The sequence below is a fragment of the Gemmatimonadetes bacterium SCN 70-22 genome (genome assembly GCA_001724275.1).
Lineage (GTDB): Bacteria > Gemmatimonadota > Gemmatimonadetes > Gemmatimonadales > Gemmatimonadaceae > SCN-70-22.
Map to the genome: position 1 here is coordinate 13,137 of MEDZ01000011.1, position 19,861 is coordinate 32,997.

Consider the following 19,861-nt stretch of genomic DNA (forward strand, 5'->3'; position numbering starts at 1 on the left):
CTTTCCTCGGTTCAATGAGAACCCATCTCCTCGTCTTCCCGTCTTCCCGTCTTCTCGTCTTCATCTCCCTCGCGTTGATCGCCCCCGCCGCGCACGCCCAGAACTGGGTGAACGCGAAGGACCGGAAGACCAACCAGTCGTCGTTCCGCGCCATCGAGGAATGGCCGGACCCCAACGAGTACCGGAATGCCGCCGGTTCGCCCGGGCCCAAGTACTGGCAGCAGCAGGTGGACTACGCCATCAAGGCCACGCTCGACACCGTGCGGCACGCGGTGACCGGAAGCGAGCGGGTGACCTATCGCAACAACTCGCCGGACGTGCTCTCGTACGTCTGGTTCCAGCTGGACCAGAACATCGACCGTCCCGACTCGCGGGCGGCGCTGGTGGAGCAGGCCCTTCCCACGCGCATCCCCGAGCAGGCGCGCCGCTTCCTGGCCCCCGAGGCCTTCGACGGCGGCTACAAGCTCACCCGCGTGCAGGTGGTGGACGCCAAGGGGGTGAAGCGCGACGCCCGCTACATCATCAACGGGACGGTGATGAAGGTGCACCTGGCGGCGCCGATCTCCACCGGGCAGGCGGCGGTGATCGAGATCGACTGGAACAACCTCATCCCCGAAGGGGGGCGCAACGGGCGCGGGGCCAAGGAGCTGGTCAAGGACGGCTGGCTCTATGAACTGGCGCAATGGTTCCCCCGCGCCTCCGTGTACGACGACGTCAACGGGTGGGCCACCGACCAGTTCCTGGGCCAGGGCGAGTTCTACCTCAACTTCGGCAACTACGACGTCGAGCTCACCGTCCCGCGCAACCACATCGTCAACGCCACCGGCGTCCTCGCCAACGCCGCGCAGGTCCTCACCGCCACCCAGCAGCAGCGCCTGGCGAAGGCATGGACGAGCGAGACGCCGGTCTTCATCGTTGCGCCCGACGAGGTCATGCGCCCCGAGACGCGCCCCGCCGGGACCGGTCCCCTCACCTGGCACTTCCGGGCCGAGAACGTGCGCGACTTCGCCTGGGTCTCGAGCAAGACGTACGTGTGGGACGCGATGGGCTTCCGCTACCGCCCCGCCGACAAGCCCATCGAGCTCCACTCGCTGTACCCGCGCGACGCCATGCCGCTCTGGGACTCCGTCAGCACCAAGGCGATCGCCCAGACGATGAAGACCTACGGGCGGATGTCGTTCGAGTACCCGTACCCCAAGGCGGTCAACGTGCACGGCCCGGTCTTCGGGATGGAGTACCCGATGATCGCCTTCTGCGGCGCCCGTCCCACCCCGGACGGCAAGGTCACCCCCGGGCTGGCCCGCGCCCTCATCTCGGTCACCATCCACGAGGTCGGCCACAACTGGTTCCCCATGATCGTGGCCAGCGACGAGCGCAAGTGGACCTGGATGGACGAGGGAATCAACTCGTTCCTCCAGTACTACGCCGAGCGGGACTGGGACCCCAACTATCCGTCGCAGCGCGGCCCGGCCCGGAACATCGTCGGCTACATGAAGCAGGACGCGCAGGTCCCGCTCATGACGGAGTCCAACGACATCCAGACGCAGTTCGGCAACAACGGCTACTCCAAACCGGCCGCCGGGCTCGTCATGCTCCGCGAGCAGATCCTGGGCGACTCGCTCTTCGACGAGGCATTCCGCGAGTACTCGCGCAAGTGGATGTTCAAGCACCCGCAGCCCGCCGACTTCTTCCGCTCCATCGAGGACGGCGCCGGCGAGCAGCTCAACCACTTCTGGCGCGGCTGGTTCTACACCACCTACGCCAACGACCAGGCGATCGGGAGCGTGGAAACCCAGGCGGGCGACTCGCTGCTGGGGCCGGCCAGGGCCGGCGAGACGTACTACCGCATCAAGATCGAGAACAAGGGCGGGCTCGTTCTCCCGCTCCAGATCGAGCTCACCTTCGACGACGGGACCACGGAGCTGGTGAAGCTCCCCGCCGACGTGTGGCGCCGCAACGAGCTGCAGTTCACTTACGGTTTCTTTACGAAGAAGGTCGTCACGCAGGTCGTGCTCGACCCGAAGGAGGTGCTGGCCGACGTGGATCGCTCCAACAACACGTGGGTCAAGCGCAATACGGTGTCGGACTAGGGACGGGAGACGGGAGACGGGAGATGGGAGTGGCGCCGCCCGCGAGGACGGCGCCGTTCATTTTCGCCATCCCCGACCGTTCACCACGTCTAGTCGCTAGACTTCCCGACGTCTATCTCTGCCGCTCGTGAGGGAGTCGTCGTGGAATCAGTCGCATTGATGGGAACCGGACTGCTGGGCACCGGCTTCGCCGAGGGCATCCTCGCCCGGGGCAACGTGAAGCTCACGGTCTGGAATCGGACGCGCGAAAAGGCCGAGCCGCTGGCGGCCAAGGGGGCGATCGTCGCCGACTCGCCGGACGACGCGGTGAAGGGGGCGACGCGCGTGCACCTGGTCCTCCTCGACGATGCCTCGGTCGACGCCACGATCGAGGCCATGCGCGACGGGCTCAGCGCCGAGTCGATCGTCGTCGATCACACCACCAACCGCCCCGCGCTGGTGGCAGCGCGCTGCGAACGGCTGGAGCACGAGGGGGTCCGCTACCTGCACGCCCCGGTCTTCATGTCGCCGATGGCGGCCCGCAACATCGGGGGGCACATGCTCGTCGCCGGCCCCGAGGGACGCTTCAACCTCGTGCGCGAGGCGCTGGCCCGGATGACGAAGGACCTGTGGTACGTGGGCGAGCGCCCCGACCTCGCCGCCTGCTACAAACTGTTTGGCAACCTCATGATCCTGGCGATGTCGGCCACGATGGCCGACATCTTCCACATGGCCGACGCTCTCGAGGTGGACCGGAACGAGGCGTGGGCGCTCTTCTCACGCTTCAAGCCGGAGGGGACGTTCACGACCCGCTCGAAGAAGATCCTCGAGGAGGACTACGAGGCGCTCTTCGAGCTGCAGGTGGCGCGCAAGGACGCGCGATTGATGCTGGAGTCGGCGGGCGACGAGCCGATGCCCGTCATCGCCGCCATCGCCGCGCGCATGGACCAGCTCATCGCCGCCGGCTACGCCCACGCCGACATGGCGGTGATGGCCAAGCGGGGCGCCTAACGGCGCCCCGCCTTCCCATCTCCCGTCTCCCGTCCCCCCTCTCGCCCGCCCCCGGCGGCCCTACCGCCCGACCCTGACGGCCACATACACCCGTCTCCCGGCCCCCGGCTCGAAGTACCGCCCGCGCGTCGCGTTGGTCACGATGTTGGCCGCATAGTGGCGACCGAAGAGGTTCTCGACGCCGACCACCGGCTCGATCCCGAAGCGGTTGCCGGGCGCCAATCCCGCGCGGGCGTTCCAGAGCACCCACCCGGGGGCGTGGTTCGCGTTGGCGTCGTCGGTGGCGGTGCGCGATGCCTGCTGCATCTCGAGGGTCGCGAACCCGAGCCGCCGCCGCGCCGTGGCGAAGAGCGACGCCGTCATCGGCGCCACCCCGGGGACGTCCTTGCCGTCCAGGCGCGTGGCCCCCACCCGGTACTCCTCGTACGTGTACGCCAGGCGCGTGAGCGTCCCCCCGAGCTCCACCGCGCCTAACGACGCGGTCACGCCGAGCTCGGCGCCACGCCGCTGCGTCGCGCCCGCATTGCGGAAGTACCGCCGCCCCCCGCTGTTGGGGATCTCGAACGGGATCAGCTCGTCGCGCGTCGCGATGTCGAACAGCGCGACGTCCACGAAGACGCGCCCCCCCACCACCCCCTTCACCCCCGTCTCCAGCGTCCGCCCGCGCTGCGGCTCGAGGTCGCGGTTGAGCCCCGCCGAGCCGTCGGGGCGGTTGGCCAGCTCCGTGGTGGTCGGCGTCTCGAACGAGCTGGCAACGTTGGCGTAGACGGAGAACGCCGGGCGCACGCGGTAGGCGACCCCGAACATCGGCGTCACCGCCCCCATCGAGCGCGACTGCACCGCTCCCCCGGTGGCATATGTCGCCCGGTAGTCGCGCACGGTGAAGGTGGTCCGGTCGCCGCGCAGCGTCCCCGTGACGGTGAGGGCGGCGCGGTTCACCTCGCCGCGGGCGAAGACCCCCGCGCTCGCGACCTTCTCCTCCTGGTGGATCGTCTCGGCGCCGCGGTCGGCCAGCGTGGGGCAGGTGGCCGCCGGACGCCCCGCCCCGGTGAGCCCCGCACAGTTGACGAAGTTGCGCCGGTCGTCGCCCTGCGACTGCACGTCGCTCCCGAAGGTGAGGCGCCACAGGTGGCGCCGCACCATCCCGCGCTGCTCCACCCGTGCCGACGCGCCTAACGTGCGCCGGTCGAAGCCGACGATGGCGAAGGCCTGCGGGTTGTACAGGTCGCGCCACCCGCTGAAGAGCGTCACGCTGGCCCCCCCGGCATCCCACGTCCGTTCCCCCGTGAGCGAGAGGAGCTTCTGCCCCACCGTCTTGCTGGCGCGCTTGCGGATGTTCTGCGAATCGGCCACCGCCGGCGTGTCGCGCAGCTCGGCGGCGGTCACGGCCCCGGGATTCTCCGCCTTGGGCGAATCGTACCAGGTGAACTGCGCGCGCAGCGTCCCGGCGGCACCGCGCCAGCCGGCGTCGCCGAAGAAGCCGGTGGAGCGAGCCGCTGAATAGTCGCGCGGCCCGTCGCTCCGGTTCCCGGTCAGCGTCCCCCGCCACCCAAACGATCCGGAGCTCCCGCTCCCCGCCGCCGACCAGCGGTGGGCGTCGGCGTTCGCGACGTATCGCAACGACGGGGAGAACCCGCGCGACGCATACGGCGCACTCTTGAGCTCCAGCACCCCGCCGGAGGCGTTGCCATACAGCGCGCCCGCCGCGCCGCGCATCACCTCGGCGCTCCCCACCGCCTCCAGGTCGACGAAGTCCACCGCCGTCTGCCCGTCGGCAAGCGTCAACGGCACCCCATCCCGCACCACGCGCACGCCACGAATGCCGAACGCCGAACGCGATCCGAAACCTCGGACCGCCAGCCGCGGGTCCTGCGTCGGGTTGTGCCGGTTCGACACCACGACCCCCGGAACCACGAGGAGGAGCTCGGTCAGCGAACCCCGCCGGATCCCCGTCCGCGCCGAGTCGACCTCCAGGCGCGAGACGCCGAAGGGGAGGTCGAGGACCGAGCGCGACGACTCGCGAGAGACGGTGACGCGCACCGCCTGCAGCGGGCGAGCCACGCTATCGCGTCCCTGCGCCTCCGCCGTCGGCAGGGGGGCAAGGGCCAGGGTCCCCGCGACCATCAGGCCGACGGCGCCGGACAACCTATCTTCCGCCATGGGGTAACGACTCCGTGTCTCCTGCATCCCAACGTGAACAGCCTCGACTATCCTAGCGCGCCGCGCGGCACCGCGGCACTCGCCCGAAGCGGCCAGCCGCGCACCCCCCCGGTGCTCGCCTTCGGCCGGGCACTTCGCCCCCTCCTGTACGCTGCGCTCGGCGCGAGCCTCGTGGTCCCGGCTATCGCCCGCGCCCTTGCGCCCTCGCCACCGCGCACACCTGCGGCCCCCGCGGCTCCCACAACCCCCGCGGCTCGCGCGCGGCTCGCCCCCGCACCGCTCGCCCCCGTGCCGCCACACGACATCCACCTCACCTACTCCCGCGTGGTAGTGGATGGGGCGAGCGTCATCTTTCGCGTGCGACTCTTTCACGACGACCTGGAGAAGGCGCTCCAGGTGCACGCGCACAACCCGGCATTGAAGGTCGCCCCCGGGATGGCCGTCGCCGACACCGCCTTCGCCTCGTACTTCGACGCCCACGTCCCGGTCACCGCCAATGGCAGGCGCCTGGCACCCCGCGTCATCCAGTCGGGGAAGGACATGGACGTCACCGACCAGGAGATGTGGTGGTACCTGGTCGAGCTCACTGCCCCCTCCCCCGTCACATCCCTCTCGATGCGGGTCGGACTCCTGTTCGAGCACTTCACCGACCAGCGAAACATCGTGACGCTGCTGAAGATGCCGGGGGAGAAGCGGTACTCGATGTATTTCGTGCGCGAGGACGCCAAGCCGCAGGAGGTGGTGTTCTGAGGAGACGGGAGACGAGAGACGGGGGACGGGGGACGGGCGTTGGGGAGTGCCCGGTGAGCGGAGCGACGCTTGCCATCCTGACAGGGGTTCTGTCGACCGTGCAGCCCTGATCGTCCCAACTCGTTCAATCTGGCCAGCTTAGGGCGGCACGCTGGGTGCGTCGGCATGGGCAGCGCGAGTTTCTCTCGCATCACCCATTTCCCATTCGGAGGAATTCGTATGGTCACCCTGACGCCCCTCAACTCGATGCTCGATCGGATGGTCACCCTGAGCCGGGCCATGGATCAGGCTTTCGTGAACGGCACGCCGGAAGCCCTCGGCCAGGCCCCCGCCCAGCCCTCCTGGGTCCCCGAACTGGATGCGTGGGAGACGGAGGGCGAGTACGTCGTCCAGCTCGACCTCCCCGGCGTGAAGCCGGAGAACGTGGACATCAACTTCGAACGGAACACGCTGTCCGTCCGCGGCCAGCGCGATCGCGGCTTCGTCGCCCCCGAGAAGGGAGAGCTCCGCGTATTCTTCGCCGAGCGTGACTGGGGGACGTTCACGCGCTCGCTGCGCTTCCCGCAGCACGTGGCGGGCGACGACATCACGGCCACCTTCGACGCCGGGGTCCTCACCGTCCGCATCCCGAAGTCCGAGGCGGCCAAGCCGCGGAAGATCCAGATCCAGACGCCGGCCGAAGCCAAGCAGGTCGCCGGCTGAGCGATCCTGGCGGCGCCGCACTGTCGCCGCCGGACGCCCCGCGCGGCGCCGGTGGGGCTGCGTGAGCCGAGCGCCGGCGGAGAGGCTCGGCGGAGATTGGAGGAGGCGCGGCTGCGTGCACGGTCACGCGGCCGCGCCTCAAACCGTTCCGGGCCCGGCGTTGTCACATCTGGCGTACCCGCACCCCTCCAATGATGCGCCAGCGTCTCTCGATATCCGCCATCGCCGCGACCCTCCTCGTCGGCGTCCCCGTCACCCTCGCCGCCCAGCAGATCCAGGGGCGCAGCGAACGCACCTTTTCCGTCAGCGAGCGCGTTGCGGCCGGCGGTGTGGTGAACATCTACGCCGCCATCGGCGACATCACCATCACCGAGGGGAGCGGAAACACGATGGAGTTCCGCGCCGAGAAGGACGTGCGGCGCGGCGAGCTGGAAGACGTGGGCTTCGTGGTGCTGCGTGATGCCGGGGGCGTCACGATCTGCGCCGTGATGTCCGAAGACGACGAGTGCGATGCCGACGGGCTGAACACCGAATCGCGCTCACGCTGGACGCGGGGCAATCGCTCCATCAAGCTCGCGATCACCGTGAAGGTCCCGCGCGGGACCAGGCTCCGAACCACGAGCGGGAATGGCGACATCGCCGCGACCGCTGCGCTCGCCGAGGCGCGGATCAGGAGCGGGAACGGGCGGGTGAAGGTGAGCGGGGTGAGCGGGAGCGTCGACGCATCCACCGGGAACGGCGAGGTGACGGTGGATGGCACCGGCGGCCCGGTCAAGGCCCGTTCGGGGAACGGCGACGTGACGATCGGGACGGTGAACGGCCCGGTGAGCGCCTCGTCGGGGAACGGCGACATCCGTGTCTCGATGGAGCGCCTGACCGGCAGTGGCGACCTCGAGTTCTCGTCGGGGAACGGGCGCATCGTGGTCGAGGTCCCGGCCGACTTCTCCGCCGAAGTGGAGGCGAATTCCGGAAACGGGCGCGTCACCACCGACTTTCCGATCACCATCAAGGGGCGCCTGACGCCGTCGCGCCTTCGCGGAACCATCGGGAACGGGGGGCGCCTGCTCCGGATGCACACCGGCAACGGGACGATGGAGATCAGGAAGCGCGCGTAGCGACGATTGGCGAGCGATCGCCCCTTCCATCGCGCAGGCCGCCCGGACAGCTTCGGGCGGCCTGTTTCATTGTCACATGAGGAGATGCACATGCGAGCCTGGTCGACGCGGGTGATGGGGACGAGCCGGGCGCCTGGCGGCGTCGCTTTGCTGCTGGCGGCAATGGCGACGCTGGCGGCGCTCGCGGCGCTGGCGCCACCGGCCGCCGCGCAGGAGCTCGACGGCCGCGCGGCGCGCCAGGCGGCCCGCGCCTTCCGCGAGGCCAACGAGGCGGCAATCCTGCGCGAATACACCGCCCTGCTCTCGCTGCCTAACGTGGCGAGCGACAGCGTCAACATCCGCCGCAATGCGGCGGCGCTGGTGGAAATGCTGCGCCGGCGCGGGGCGACGACCCGGCTCCTCGAGGTCCCGGGAGGGCCGCCGTCGGTCTACGGCGAGATCATCGTCCCGGGGGCCACCCGGACGATCATCCTCTACGCCCACTACGACGGCCAGCCGGTGGACCCGAAGCAGTGGACGGGGGGCGCGCCCTTCACGCCGGTGCTGCGCGACAAGGCGCTGTACCTGGGCGGGAAGGACATCCCGTTTCCCGCCGACGGCCAGCGCGTGGATGGCGAGGCCCGCGTCTACGCCCGCTCGGCGAGTGACGACAAGGGGTCGATCATCGCCATGCTCACCGCGCTCGACGCCCTCCGGTCGCGCGGCGCGGGGCCCTCGCTCAACGTCAAGTTCTTCTTCGAGGGCGAGGAGGAGGCGGGATCGGGGCACCTCGAGGCGATCCTGACGAAGTACAAGGAGCTGTTGAAGGCCGACGCCTGGCTCTTCTGCGACGGCCCGGTGCACCAGAGCGGGGCGCAGCAGCTCGTCTTCGGGCTGCGCGGCGTGACGGGGCTCGAGATCACCGTCTTCGGCCCCACCCGCCCCCTGCACAGCGGGCATTACGGGAACTGGGCCCCCAACCCGGGCATGCTGCTGACGCACCTCCTGGCGGGGCTGCGGAACGACGACGGCGAGATCCTGGTGCCGCACTTCTACGACGACGTGCGCCCGCTCAGCGCCGCCGAGCGCCGGGCCATCGCCGGGCTCCCGCCCGTCGACTCCGCCTTGCGCCACTCGTTAGGGCTGGCCCGCACCGAGGGGAACAACGCCCTCCTGGCCGAGCGCATCATGCGCCCCGCCCTCAACCTGCGCGGCATCCGGGTGGGCGGCGTGCAGGAGCTGGGGTCCAACACGATCTCCACCGAGGCCTACGCCTCCATCGACTTCCGCCTGGTCCCGAACCAGACGCCGGCGCGCGTGCGCGAGCTGGTGGAGCGCCACCTGCGCGCCACCGGGTGGCACATCGTGAGCGACACCCCGTCGCTGGGCGACCGGCTCGCCTACCCCCGTCTGGTGCGGCTGCAATGGGAGAGCGGCTACCCGGCGCAGCGCTCGTCCATGGACGACGCCTTCGGGCGGGCGCTGGTCGCGTCGGTGAGCGACGGCGCCGAGCAGCGCCCCCTCCTCGTCCCCACGCTGGGGGGGAGCGGGCCCAGCTACCTGTTCACGAAGGTGCTCGGCGCCCCCGTGGTCACCCTCCCCATCGCCAACTACGACAACAACCAGCACGCGGCCAACGAGAACCTGCGCGTGCAGAACCTGTGGAACGCGATCGAGCTGTACGCGGGGATGCTGAGCCGGTTGGGGAAGGAGTGGGCGCCGATCGTGCCGTGACGGCCGCGCGTCTATTGCCGGCCGTGCTCTTCACCTCCGCGACGACCCGGACGGAGGTGTGTAGAGATCGATTGCATCCCTTCGTTCCGAAGGGGCATATTTCGGGGTCCATTCGGCCCTTGGCACCACTGCCTGATTGCCCTAGCCCGCGGTGTTCGTCGTGAAAGGCTTTGTTCCGACTCCCGCGACAACCGTCGATCTGATGGTTGCGAAACTCTTCGGAGATACTCCCCCCGATCCATCCAGCTCCCTGCTGGACCCGGGGTGTGGGGAGGGAGTCTTCCTCGAAGGGGTTCTTCGCTACTGCCGTGAACGCGGGTGGCGACCACCGCGAATGGTCGGAGTTGAACTGGATCCGGCTCGTGCTGCAGAGTCGGCCAGCAAGTTTGCCGGGCTCGATTTCGTGCAGATCCGGCGCGATGACTTCCTCCGGTCGAGCGACGACGAATACGACTATATCGTTGGGAATCCGCCGTATGTCTCCATCGGGCGCTTGAGCCTGGAGGAGCGCGAGGAGTACCGGGCCTCCTTCGCTACGGCGCGTGGCCGGTTCGACTTGTACTTGCTCTTCTTCGAGCGAGCGCTTCGCGCATTGCGCCCGCGGGGGCGCCTGGTATTCATCACACCGGAGAAGTTCCTCTACGTCGAGACCGCTCGGCCATTACGTAACCTGCTCAACAGGTACGCCATCGAGGAGCTCCATTTTCTGAGCGAGGCGACCTTCGGCGACCTGGTTACCTATCCGCTGGTCACCACCGTGCAAGCGGGCGCGTCGCTCGGGCTCACGACAGTACACGATCGGGACGGCGGTGTGCGATCGGCATCGATTCGCACCGGAGACTCATGGCTTCCGCTTCTCAATGATGACTGGGGAGAGCATGACGGAATCCGATTGGCTGACGTTTCCCGCCGGGTCAGCTGCGGGGTGGCCACCGGCGCGGATTCCGTTTTCGTGGTTCGCACGGACGAAGTACCGGATAGTATCGCGGACTTCGCGCACCCAACCATTTCGGGACGAGAGCTGACTGAGTCACCACTCCACTCGACGCGGTCAAGAATCCTGGTACCCTACGACGAGACGGGTCGGCTGCTTCCCGAGCACGCACTTGGTGCGCTGGGTTCATATCTCGGCACACCGCCCCGCCGAACCCGCCTTGAAGCACGGTCGTGCAACACTCGGAAGCCCTGGTATGCATTTCATGATGCCTGCGTGCTCCCCGATATTCTGCAGCCCAAGCTCCTCTGCAAGGACATAACGGCGTCCCCAAGCTTCATAATCGACTGGAGCGGAGAGATCGTGCCCCGTCATTCCGTCTACTACATCGTGCCCAAGAATCCGGAGGACCTGGTACCCCTGGCCTCGTACTTGAATTCGCGCGAAGCCCGCGCCTGGATGGCTAGAAACTGCCAGCGTGCCGCTGGGGGCTTTCTGAGGTTGCAGAGTCAGGTATTGAAGCAGCTGCCAATCCCGCAGGAGGTCGTGTCATCACCCACCGTCGACCACAGTCTGCTGACAGAAGCGGCGGTGAGTTGCGCATGAGAACGCCGTTCGACGCTGCGATCGAGTTCATCGCCCGAGCACGATACCATAACCACCGGCTCGAAGCGCACTCCGATATCGTGAGTGACGGTATTCTCGATGATTTGCGGGCGCGATGCCCAGTTATTCGAAAGGACCTCGATCGAGGAGTAGTCCGCGTTTGGAAGAATGTCTCCTCACCCGGAGATCGCGAACGAAAGGTCGATCTCTTCGTCGGCGAGCCGGATCCGGAAGGGAAGCCCGACGTCTCCAAGGTGCGCATCGCCATCGAGAACAAGTCGGTCATCACGGCTCACCGCAACGCGACGAATCGCTTCGATGATCTCAAGAAGGTGGTTGCCGCGGTACAGGGTGCGAGGCCCGAAGCGCTGTTGATTGCCACAGTACTCATTGGAACCGCCGAGCGGTTTCTCAACATTCCTGATCAGGTGCACAGGTTCTATCGTGACCGCGAGGACGAGTTCGAACGCGACGTTCTTCCGCGTCTCTCGTCCGGAGATGAATCGCTGCTCATCGATTTCAGCTTCGCGATTAGCGAGAACAGCCGTACGGCGCCACGGAAGACACTGGAGCTCTTCCGCTCGCTCCCCTTGCGTGGAAGCGCCCAGACGCATCTCGTGGCGTATGATTCTGTGCTTCTGGTCCCCGTCTTTATCGACAACGTCCATCCGCCGGCGCTGCCACGACCGAACAACCTGGGTGTAGATGTGGATGCGGAGTACGAGACGATGATCCAGCGCACCTGCTCGGGGTACACGGCACGCTGGCATATGTGAACCGCCTACGACCGCATGTACGGGGACTACTGAAACCGTCCCTACTCGTCCCCCACCCCCGCCCCCGCCTTGCCGAAGGCGAGCACCAGCGCGCTCCCCACGATCACCGCCGCCCCCGCCAGCGTCCACGCCGACGGCCGCTCGCCTAACAAGAGCGCCCCCCACATCCCCGCGAAGACGATCTGCAGGTAGCCGGTGGTCGTCGCCCGCACCGCCGTCTCCGCCTGCAGCCCGCGGGTCATGTACACCTGCGCCGCCTGCGTGGCGGCACCGACGCCGAGCAGCAGCAGCCACTCCACGCCGCGCGGCAGCAGCCACGACGTCGTGGCGAAGGGGATGGAGATGGGAAAGGTCACGAGCGGCAGGTAGAAGACGATCACCGCCGGGTGCTCGCCCGTCCCCAGCTTGCGCACCGCGGCGTAGGCGGCGCCGCTGCTCACCGCCCCGAGGAGGGCGATCGCCACGTCGCGCGTGTCGTAGGGCGATGCCGCGCTCCCGAACAGGAAGGCCGGACGCGTGATGAGGACGACCCCGACCATCGCCGCCGCCAGGCACAATACCTCGCCGGCGTGCACCCGCTCCCCCACCCAGAGCGCCGCCAGCACCGTCGCGAAGACCGGGTTGGTGTACTGGATCAGCGTCGCGTCGCCCAGCGGAAGATGGACCAGCGACCAGTAGAAGCAGTTGATCCCGATGGCGCCCAGCGCACCGCGCACCAGGAGGAGGCGGCGGTTGTTCCCCCAGATGCTCGGGACGCGCGCCTGGCGCACCGCCCACCAGCTCATGGCCAGCGTGAGCGCCGCGCGAACGAGGACGATCTGTGACGAGGGGAGGCGCCGCCCCGCGAGCTTCACGAAGAGCCCCATCACCGCGAACCACCACGCCCCGATCGCCATGGCCCGTATTCCCGGGGAGACGATCGCGCGCGACGGGAGGGCGGAAGCGGGCATGGCTCCCGAACGCTACGCCGTCGGTCGCGGCGGGACGGGGTGCGCAGCGGTCATCATGCGCGTGGCCGGTCGGAACAGGAGCGCCGCCTCGGTCAGCGCCTTCGACTCGCCGATGAGGACGATCTCGTCGCCATCCTCGATGACGATCTCCGACACCGGCTGGAAGATCCCTTCGCCGCGGCGGATCACGGCCGCGGCGATGGCGCCGGTCCGCGTCCGCAGCTTGAGGGCGCGTGCCGTCTGCCCGATGGCCTCGCTACCCGCGCGCGCCACCACGACCTCGAGGTCGAGCCGGGCCCCGATGCGCGACAGCACCTCGTCCATCGGCGCGACCGTCGCCCCACGCTCGCGCAGCACCTCGTAGTGATCGCGACGCGCCGCCTCGGCCGACTCGCGGATGCGCGCGGGGGCGATGTCGTAGCGGCGCAGCACGCGCGCGAAGATCTCCAGCGACGTCTCGAACTCCTCGGGAACGACCTCGTTGGCCCCCAGCTTCTGGAGCTCGGCAATCTCCGACACGTAGCGCGTGCGGGTGACGATGTGGATGTCGGGGTTGTGGTGCCGCGCCACCACCACTCCGCGCCGTTCCTCGGCGATCGAGGCGATGGCGAAGACGATCACCCGCGCCCGCATGAGCCCGACGCGGTCGAGGACCTCGGCGCGCGTCCCGTCGCCGAAGAAGATCGGCTCGCGCTCCAGGCGCGCCTGCCGGACCAGCGCGCCGTTGGAGTCGAGGATGACGTAGGGAACCTTGGCCCGCCGGAGCGCCCGGGCCAGGTTGCGCCCGTTGAGCCCGTAGCCCACGATGATCACGTGATCGGTGACCGGCCCCACCGCGCGCACCTCGCGCGTGGCGAACTCCATGGTCGGCATGGCGCGGAGCGCGAAGAGCCGGTCGGCCAGGTCGGGGGCGGCAGCCACCGCGAAGGGGGCGACCAGCATCGTGATGACCGCCGCCCCGAGGAAGAGCTGGTAGCGATCCTGGCTCAGGATGCCTAACGCCACGGCGCTGCTGGCCAGGATGAACGAGAACTCCCCCACCTGCGCCAGCCCGATCCCGGCCACGAACCCCACCCGGTCCGAGCGGCGCACCATCCGCACCACCGCCCACCCGGTCAACCCCTTGAGGACGATGATCCCCACCGCGACGCCGATGACGGCGGCGGCGTGGGTGGCGAAGTAGTCGAGGTCGAGGAGCATCCCGACCGAGATGAAGAAGATCCCGCTGAAGGTGTCGCGGAACGGCAGGATGTCGGACAGCGCCTGCAGCCCGAACTCCGACTCGGCGATGATGAGCCCCGCCAGGAACGCCCCCAGCGCCAGCGACAGGCCGAACGACGAGGTCACGAAGGCGGCGCCGAGGCCGATGGCCACCACCACGAGCGTGAAGATCTCCTGGTTCCGCATCGCGGCGATGCGCGCAAGGAGCCGCGGCACCACCCAGCGCCCCACCACCAGCATCGCGGTGGTCACCGCGATGGCCACCGCCACGTTCCGCACGATCGTCCCCACCGACTCCCCGCTCCCCGCCAGCAGGGGAAGGAAGAGCATGAGTGGGACGACGCACAGGTCCTGGAAGAGGAGGATCGCCACCACGACGCGCCCGTACGTCGAATCCAGCTCGCCGCGGTCGGCGTAGACCTTGAGGATGATCGCCGTCGACGAGAGGGCGATGAGGGCGCCGAACAGCTCGCCCTCGCGCCAGTTGCCCCCGAAGGCCATCGCGATCAGCGTCACCAACGCGATCGTCCCCACCACCTGCAACGCCCCGCCGCGCAGCACCAGCTTCCCCATCCGCACGATGCGCGACAGCGACAGCTCGAGCCCGACCGCGAAGAGGAGCAGCACGACCCCGATCTCGGCCAGCGACGCCACCGACTCCGTCTCGCGCACGAGCCCGAGCGCGGTGGGGCCGATGGCGATGCCGCTGACCAGGAACCCGACCACGCTGGGGATGCGCAGTCGATAGGCGAGGACGACGACGGGGACGGCCACCGCGACCAGGATCACCAGGTCGCGCAGGAGCGGGATTCCGTGCATCCGCGAAAGCTCTCGTCCCTCGCAGGGGTTTGTCGAGGCGATGCGCGAAATCGCCCCCCGTCCCGGCGGCTACGGCGCCGAGGCCCCCTCCTCGCCCCCTCCGCCGTCGTCAGGCGCACCCTCGGCAACGGCATGTCCGCGTGGCGACCCGGGGCGCCGCAGGAGCAGGAACCCCACGCCGCCGGCGACGAGCGACGCGACCAGGACCCCGATCTTCGCCGCATCCAGGAGCGGCGCCTCGCCGAAGGCCAGTTCGGCGATGAAGAGCGACATCGTGAAGCCGATCCCCCCGAGCCACGCCGCCCCGTGCAACATGCGCCACGTGACCCCGGCCGGGAGCGCCGCGATCCCCAGGCGAACGGCGAGCGCGCTGAACGCCGTGATCCCCATGGACTTCCCCACCACGAGCCCCAGCATGACACCCAGTGCCACGGGGTTCAGCAGCGCATCACCCACCCCGCCCAACCGGACCCCGGCGTTGGCGAAGGCGAAGAGCGGCATGATGGCGAAGCTCACCAGGTTGTGCAGCGAGTGCTCGAGCTTGAGCAGCGGGGCGTTCACCGCGCTCACCGCCACGTCGAGCCGGTGCAACGCCTCCTGCTGCCCCTTGCTCGTGATCACCAGGAGGTCTCCCGTCTCGGTGCGGTCGAAGTCGTCCACCAGGGCCCGCGCCCGCTCCGAGAACTCGGCGGCGTTGAGGTGCGAGCTGGTCGGGATGGTCATGGCCAGCAGGACCCCGGCAATCGTCGAGTGGATCCCCGACCGCAGCAGGAAGTACCACAGCACGACGCCGATGACGAGGTACGGCGTCAGCGCCCCCACGCGCCGGATGTTGAGCGTGGTGAGGAGGGCGACGCACGCCGCGGCCCCGATCACCGCCGCCCACTTGATCGTCGCCGTGTAGAAGATGGCGATCACCAGCACCGCCCCCAGGTCGTCCACGATCGCCAGCGCCGCAAGGAAGACCTTGAGCCCGATGGGGACGCGCGACCCGAGGAGCGCGAGGATGCCGAGCGCGAAGGCGATGTCGGTCGCCATCGGGATCCCCCACCCCGCGCTCCCCTCGCCACCAACGTTCACGAGGGCATAGAGGGCAGCGGGGACGAGCATCCCCCCGATCGCGGCGACGATCGGGAGCGCCGCCTGGCGCGCCGAGGCCAGCTCGCCGACCAGGAACTCGCGCTTGATCTCCAGCCCCACGAGGAGGAAGAAGACCACCATCAGCGCGTCGTTGATCCAGTGGTGAAGGGAGAGGGTCAGCGGGTCGGCCGCGGGGCCGATCGAGACCTTCTTCTCCCACAGGTGGAAGTACGCATCGCCCCACGGCGAGTTGGACCAGGCCAGGGCGATGGCGGTGACGATGAGGAGCACCACCCCGCCGAGCGAGCCGATGCGGGCAAACTCGGCAAACGGATAGAGTACCCGCTCGAGGAGACGAGGGCGCGGCGCGCGCCGTGCGGCGCCTGACGGCGAGGGCGAGGGGGGAGGTGACATCGGCAACGCGACTCCGGTGGAACCAATTCCCGATCGGGGCGGGCGTTGTGGCAACATAGAAACGTGCAGGGCCAATCGGACCCCTTGCGGCGAGGGAGATTGCGCCCCGGGGGGCCCGCCGTTGGTGCCACACGCTGGCGCCGCGGTGCGCGGGTGGGCAGAATGTCGGGGCGCCTCGCCCAGGTCCCGGGGCGCCTGGACGTCGTGCGTCCCTTCCCGTCATCGCCTCGGAGCATCCCGTGCGGTTCCCGCGCCTCCTTCCCACGCTCGCCATCGCCCTCGTCGCGTTAGGCACTCCCGCCCTCGCCCAGCGCGCCGGAGGGCGCGCGGCGCGTCCCGACACCGCGGCGCGCTCGCCGTTCTCCGCCGAGGCTTTCGCCGGGCTCAAGGCACGCGCCATCGGCCCGGCGATGACGTCCGGGCGCGTGATGTCGATCGCCGTCCACCCCGCCAACGTGGGGATCATCTACGTGGGGACGGCGTCGGGTGGGCTGTGGAAGACGACCAACGGCGGCGCCACGTGGGACCCGATCATGGACCGCGAGGGATCGTACTCCATCGGGTGGGTCACCCTCGACCCCAGGAACCCGAACGTCGTCTGGGTGGGGACGGGCGAGCGCAATTCGCAGCGCTCGGTGGCGTACGGCGACGGGGTCTACAAGTCGGAAGATGGCGGGCGCTCGTGGAAGAACGTCGGCCTCAAGGAGTCCGAGCACATCGGACGCATCGTGGTCGACCCCCGGAACAGCGACGTGGTGTACGTCGCCGCGCAGGGACCGCTCTGGAGCGCGGGGGGCGATCGCGGGCTGTACAAGACGTCCGACGGCGGCAAGTCGTGGACGCGGGTGCTCGCCATCTCCGACAACACGGGGGTCAGCGACGTGGTGCTCGACCCGCGCAACCCCGACGTGATCGTGGCCGCGTCGTACCAGCGCCGCCGCCACTTCTTCACCCTCATCAACGGCGGGCCGGAGAGCGCGATCCATCGCAGCACCGATGGCGGAAAGAGCTGGACCAAGGTCAACACCGGGCTCCCCAGCGAGGAGCTGGGGCGCATCGGCCTCGCCATCTCGCCGCAGGACCCGGACGTCCTCTACGCCAACGTCGAGGCGGCCAACCGCCGCGGCGGGATGTATCGCTCCACCGACAACGGCGTCACCTGGCAGAGGATGTCGGACTTCAACCAGGGGGCGATGTACTACGGCGACGTCTTCGCCGACCCGCACGACTTCGACCGCATCTACGTCCCCGACGTCCTCTTCCAGGTGAGCGACGACGGCGGGCGCACGATGCGGGCCATGAGCACGCGCGCCATGCACGTGGACAACCACATCATCTGGGTCGACCCGAGGAACGCCAACCACATGCTGGTGGGGAACGACGGCGGATTGTATCGCTCGTACGACCGCGGCCAGACGTGGGTCTTCTTCGAGAACCTCCCGCTGGCGCAGTACTACGACGTGGACGTCGACGACGCGGCCCCCTTCTACAACGTCTACGGGGGGCTGCAGGACAACAACTCCCTCGGGATGCCGTCGCGCACCAAGTCGGACCACGGAATCCTCAACTCCGACGTCTTCGTGACGATGGGGGGTGACGGCTTCGTCTCGCGCATCGACCCCGAGGACCCCAACATCATCTACGCCGAGCTGCAGCACGGCGTGATCGTCCGCTTCGACAAGCGCACGCACGAGCGAGTGGGGATCCAGCCGCAGGAGGCCAGGGGCGACGTCCCCTTCCGCTGGAACTGGGACGCCCCGTTCATCCTCTCGCCGCACGCGCCGCGGCGGCTGTACATGGCGGCCCAGTTCCTCTTCCGCTCCGACGACCGCGGCAACAGCTGGCGGAAGGTCTCCCCCGACCTCACCCGCCAGGTGCAGCGCAACCTCCTCCCGGTGATGGGCAAGGTGTGGGGGCCCGACGCGGTCGCCAAGAACACCTCCACCGCGCTCTACTCCAACGTCAGCGCCATCGCCGAATCGCCGCGCAAGGAAGGGATGCTCTGGGTGGGAACCGACGACGGCCTCGTCCAGGTGAGCGAGGACGGCGGCGCCACCTGGCGCAGGATCGAGTCGTTCCCCGGCGTCCCCGCCAACGCCTACGTCTCGCGCATCAAGGCGTCGCAGTTCGACGCCAACACCGCCTACGTCACCTTCACCAACCACCAGAACGGCGACTTCAAGCCGTACGCGCTGAAGACGACCGACGGCGGGCGCAGTTGGGTCTCGATCAGCGGCGACCTCCCGTCGCGCGGCTCCACCCACGCGATCATCGAGGACGTGGTCGATCCCAGCCTCCTCTTCATCGGGACGGAGTTCGGCGCCTACGCCACGCGCGACGGCGGCGCCCACTGGTTCCGGCTGGCCGGCCTGCCCACCATCGCGGTGCGCGACCTCGCGATCCAGAAGCGCGAGCACGACCTGGTCATCGCGACCTTCGGGCGCGGGATCTACATCCTCGACGACTTCCGCCCCCTCCGCACCACCACGCCGGCCACGCTGGCGGCGGCGGCCACGCTCTTCCCGGTGAAGGACGCGATGCTCTACGTCCCCACGCAGCAGTATGGCGGCCGCGGCAAGGCGTTCCAGGGGGAGATGCTCTACGGCGGCGACAATCCGCCCTACGGCGCCATCGTCACCTACCACCTCGAGGACCCCCTCAAGTCGCTGAAGCAGCAGCGCGTGGACGCCGAGAAGGCGGCGGAGAAGGCGGGGAAGCCGATCCCCTACCCGACGAGCGACCAGCTGCGCGCCGAGGCCGAGGAGGAGGCGCCGGCGATCCTCCTGACGGTCGCCGACTCGTCAGGCACCCCCATCCGCACCTTCACCGGGCCGGTGGGGAAGGGCTTCCAGCGCGTCGCCTGGGACTTGCGGCTGCCGGGGCATGTCCTCCCGCGCGCGGCCGGCACCATGGAGCAGCTCTTCGGCGACCCGCCGGGCGGCCCGTACGTGGTGCCGGGGCGGTACAGCGTCTCGCTCGCGCAGCGGGTGGGGGGCGTGGTGACGCCGCTGGCCGGCCCCGTCAGCTTCAACGTGGTCACCGAGCCCGCGTCGCCGGTGACGCTCGCCGACCACGCCGCGCGCGGCGCCTTCCAGGCGCGGCTGCAGGAGCTGCGGCGCTCGGTGGCCGGCGCCGTCGAGCTCACCAACGCCACCGCGCAGCAGCTCGAGCAGCTCCGGCGGGCCCTCGACCTGGCGCCCGCCGCACCCCAGGCGCTGCACGACCAGGTGCGCGCGCTCGAGGGACGGCTCCGGCTGGTGGTGCGCGAGCTCTCGGGCGACCGGGCCCTCGCCAGCCGCAGCGAAGCCACCCCCTCCTCCATCGCCGACCGGGTCAACGGGATCAGCGGCGAGCAGGGCCGCACGTTAGGCAGGCCCACCGGGACGCACGAGGAGCAACTCGCCATCGCCGGCGAGCTGTTCGCCGCCGAGCTGGCCCGGCTGCGCCAGCTGGTGGAGGTCGACATCCCGGCGCTCGAGCGCGCGGCCGAGAAGGCCGGCGCCCCCTACACCCCGGGCCGGATCCCCGGACGATGAGGACG

The 19,861-nt window shown here is 69.3% G+C and carries 13 protein-coding genes; 9 read left to right on the forward strand and 4 right to left on the reverse strand.

Annotated features, from left to right (window positions below):
• Positions 1-107: 107 nt before the first annotated feature.
• Together ABS52_07605 and ABS52_07610 are read left to right on the forward strand one after the other, a co-directional pair.
• Positions 108-2,090: a hypothetical protein gene (locus tag ABS52_07605; GenBank protein ODT03833.1), complete on the forward strand. Its 1,983-nt coding sequence runs from the start codon at positions 108-110 to the stop codon at positions 2,088-2,090.
• A gap of 141 nt (positions 2,091-2,231) precedes the next feature.
• On the forward strand, positions 2,232-3,080 hold the full coding sequence (locus tag ABS52_07610) for a hypothetical protein (GenBank protein ODT03786.1): 849 nt from the start codon (positions 2,232-2,234) through the stop codon (positions 3,078-3,080).
• Positions 3,081-3,140: 60 nt separating this feature from the next.
• On the opposite strand, the gene ABS52_07615 is transcribed toward ABS52_07610, so the two are convergent.
• Positions 3,141-5,225: a hypothetical protein gene (locus tag ABS52_07615; GenBank protein ID ODT03787.1), complete on the reverse strand. Its 2,085-nt coding sequence runs from the start codon at positions 5,223-5,225 to the stop codon at positions 3,141-3,143.
• Between the two features lie 303 nt (positions 5,226-5,528).
• Here ABS52_07615 and ABS52_07620 point away from each other — a divergent pair, with 303 nt between their 5' ends.
• The 6 genes from ABS52_07620 (at position 5,529) to ABS52_07645 (ending at position 11,836) form a co-directional block, all read left to right on the forward strand.
• On the forward strand, positions 5,529-5,990 hold the full coding sequence (locus ABS52_07620) for a hypothetical protein (protein ID ODT03788.1): 462 nt from the start codon (positions 5,529-5,531) through the stop codon (positions 5,988-5,990).
• Between the two features lie 246 nt (positions 5,991-6,236).
• Positions 6,237-6,692: a hypothetical protein gene (locus ABS52_07625; protein ODT03834.1), complete on the forward strand. Its 456-nt coding sequence runs from the start codon at positions 6,237-6,239 to the stop codon at positions 6,690-6,692.
• A gap of 191 nt (positions 6,693-6,883) precedes the next feature.
• A complete protein-coding gene (locus tag ABS52_07630) occupies positions 6,884-7,807 on the forward strand; it encodes a hypothetical protein (GenBank protein ODT03789.1) in 924 nt (307 codons plus the stop codon).
• A gap of 162 nt (positions 7,808-7,969) precedes the next feature.
• Positions 7,970-9,520, forward strand: a complete 1,551-nt coding sequence (locus ABS52_07635) for a hypothetical protein (GenBank protein ODT03790.1) — start codon at positions 7,970-7,972, stop codon at positions 9,518-9,520.
• Positions 9,521-9,854: 334 nt separating this feature from the next.
• Positions 9,855-11,060, forward strand: a complete 1,206-nt coding sequence (locus tag ABS52_07640; GenBank protein ODT03791.1) for a hypothetical protein — start codon at positions 9,855-9,857, stop codon at positions 11,058-11,060.
• A 254-nt stretch (positions 11,061-11,314) separates the two neighbouring features.
• The gene (locus ABS52_07645; GenBank protein ODT03792.1) at positions 11,315-11,836 is read left to right on the forward strand and encodes a hypothetical protein; all 522 of its coding nucleotides are present in this window, start codon (positions 11,315-11,317) and stop codon (positions 11,834-11,836) included.
• Positions 11,837-11,877: 41 nt separating this feature from the next.
• On the opposite strand, the gene ABS52_07650 is transcribed toward ABS52_07645, so the two are convergent.
• The 3 genes from ABS52_07650 to ABS52_07660 form a co-directional block, all read right to left on the reverse strand.
• Positions 11,878-12,786 carry a hypothetical protein gene (locus tag ABS52_07650; protein ODT03793.1) on the reverse strand — a complete coding sequence of 303 codons (909 nt, stop codon included), beginning with the start codon at positions 12,784-12,786 and terminating at the stop codon, positions 11,878-11,880.
• Between the two features lie 12 nt (positions 12,787-12,798).
• Positions 12,799-14,826, reverse strand: a complete 2,028-nt coding sequence (locus ABS52_07655; GenBank protein ODT03794.1) for a hypothetical protein — start codon at positions 14,824-14,826, stop codon at positions 12,799-12,801.
• 69 nt (positions 14,827-14,895) lie between these two features.
• A complete protein-coding gene (locus tag ABS52_07660) occupies positions 14,896-16,320 on the reverse strand; it encodes a Na+/H+ antiporter NhaA (GenBank protein ID ODT03795.1) in 1,425 nt (474 codons plus the stop codon).
• Between the two features lie 239 nt (positions 16,321-16,559).
• On the opposite strand from ABS52_07660, the gene ABS52_07665 reads away from it, so the two are divergent.
• Complete coding sequence (locus ABS52_07665; GenBank protein ODT03796.1) at positions 16,560-19,856, forward strand: glycosyl hydrolase; 3,297 nt, start codon at positions 16,560-16,562, stop codon at positions 19,854-19,856.
• Positions 19,857-19,861 lie beyond the last annotated feature (5 nt).

Coding starts and splice junctions, on each gene's coding strand:
- ABS52_07625 (ODT03834.1), top strand. CDS start 6,237: ATGCTCGATCGGATGGTCACCCTGAGCCGGGCCATGGATCAGGCTTTC.
- ABS52_07630 (ODT03789.1), top strand. CDS start 6,884: ATGATGCGCCAGCGTCTCTCGATATCCGCCATCGCCGCGACCCTCCTC.
- ABS52_07635 (ODT03790.1), top strand. CDS start 7,970: ATGGCGACGCTGGCGGCGCTCGCGGCGCTGGCGCCACCGGCCGCCGCG.
- ABS52_07640 (ODT03791.1), top strand. CDS start 9,855: ATGGTCGGAGTTGAACTGGATCCGGCTCGTGCTGCAGAGTCGGCCAGC.
- ABS52_07650 (ODT03793.1), bottom strand. CDS start 12,786: ATGCCCGCTTCCGCCCTCCCGTCGCGCGCGATCGTCTCCCCGGGAATA.
- ABS52_07655 (ODT03794.1), bottom strand. CDS start 14,826: ATGCACGGAATCCCGCTCCTGCGCGACCTGGTGATCCTGGTCGCGGTG.
- ABS52_07660 (ODT03795.1), bottom strand. CDS start 16,320: ATGTCACCTCCCCCCTCGCCCTCGCCGTCAGGCGCCGCACGGCGCGCG.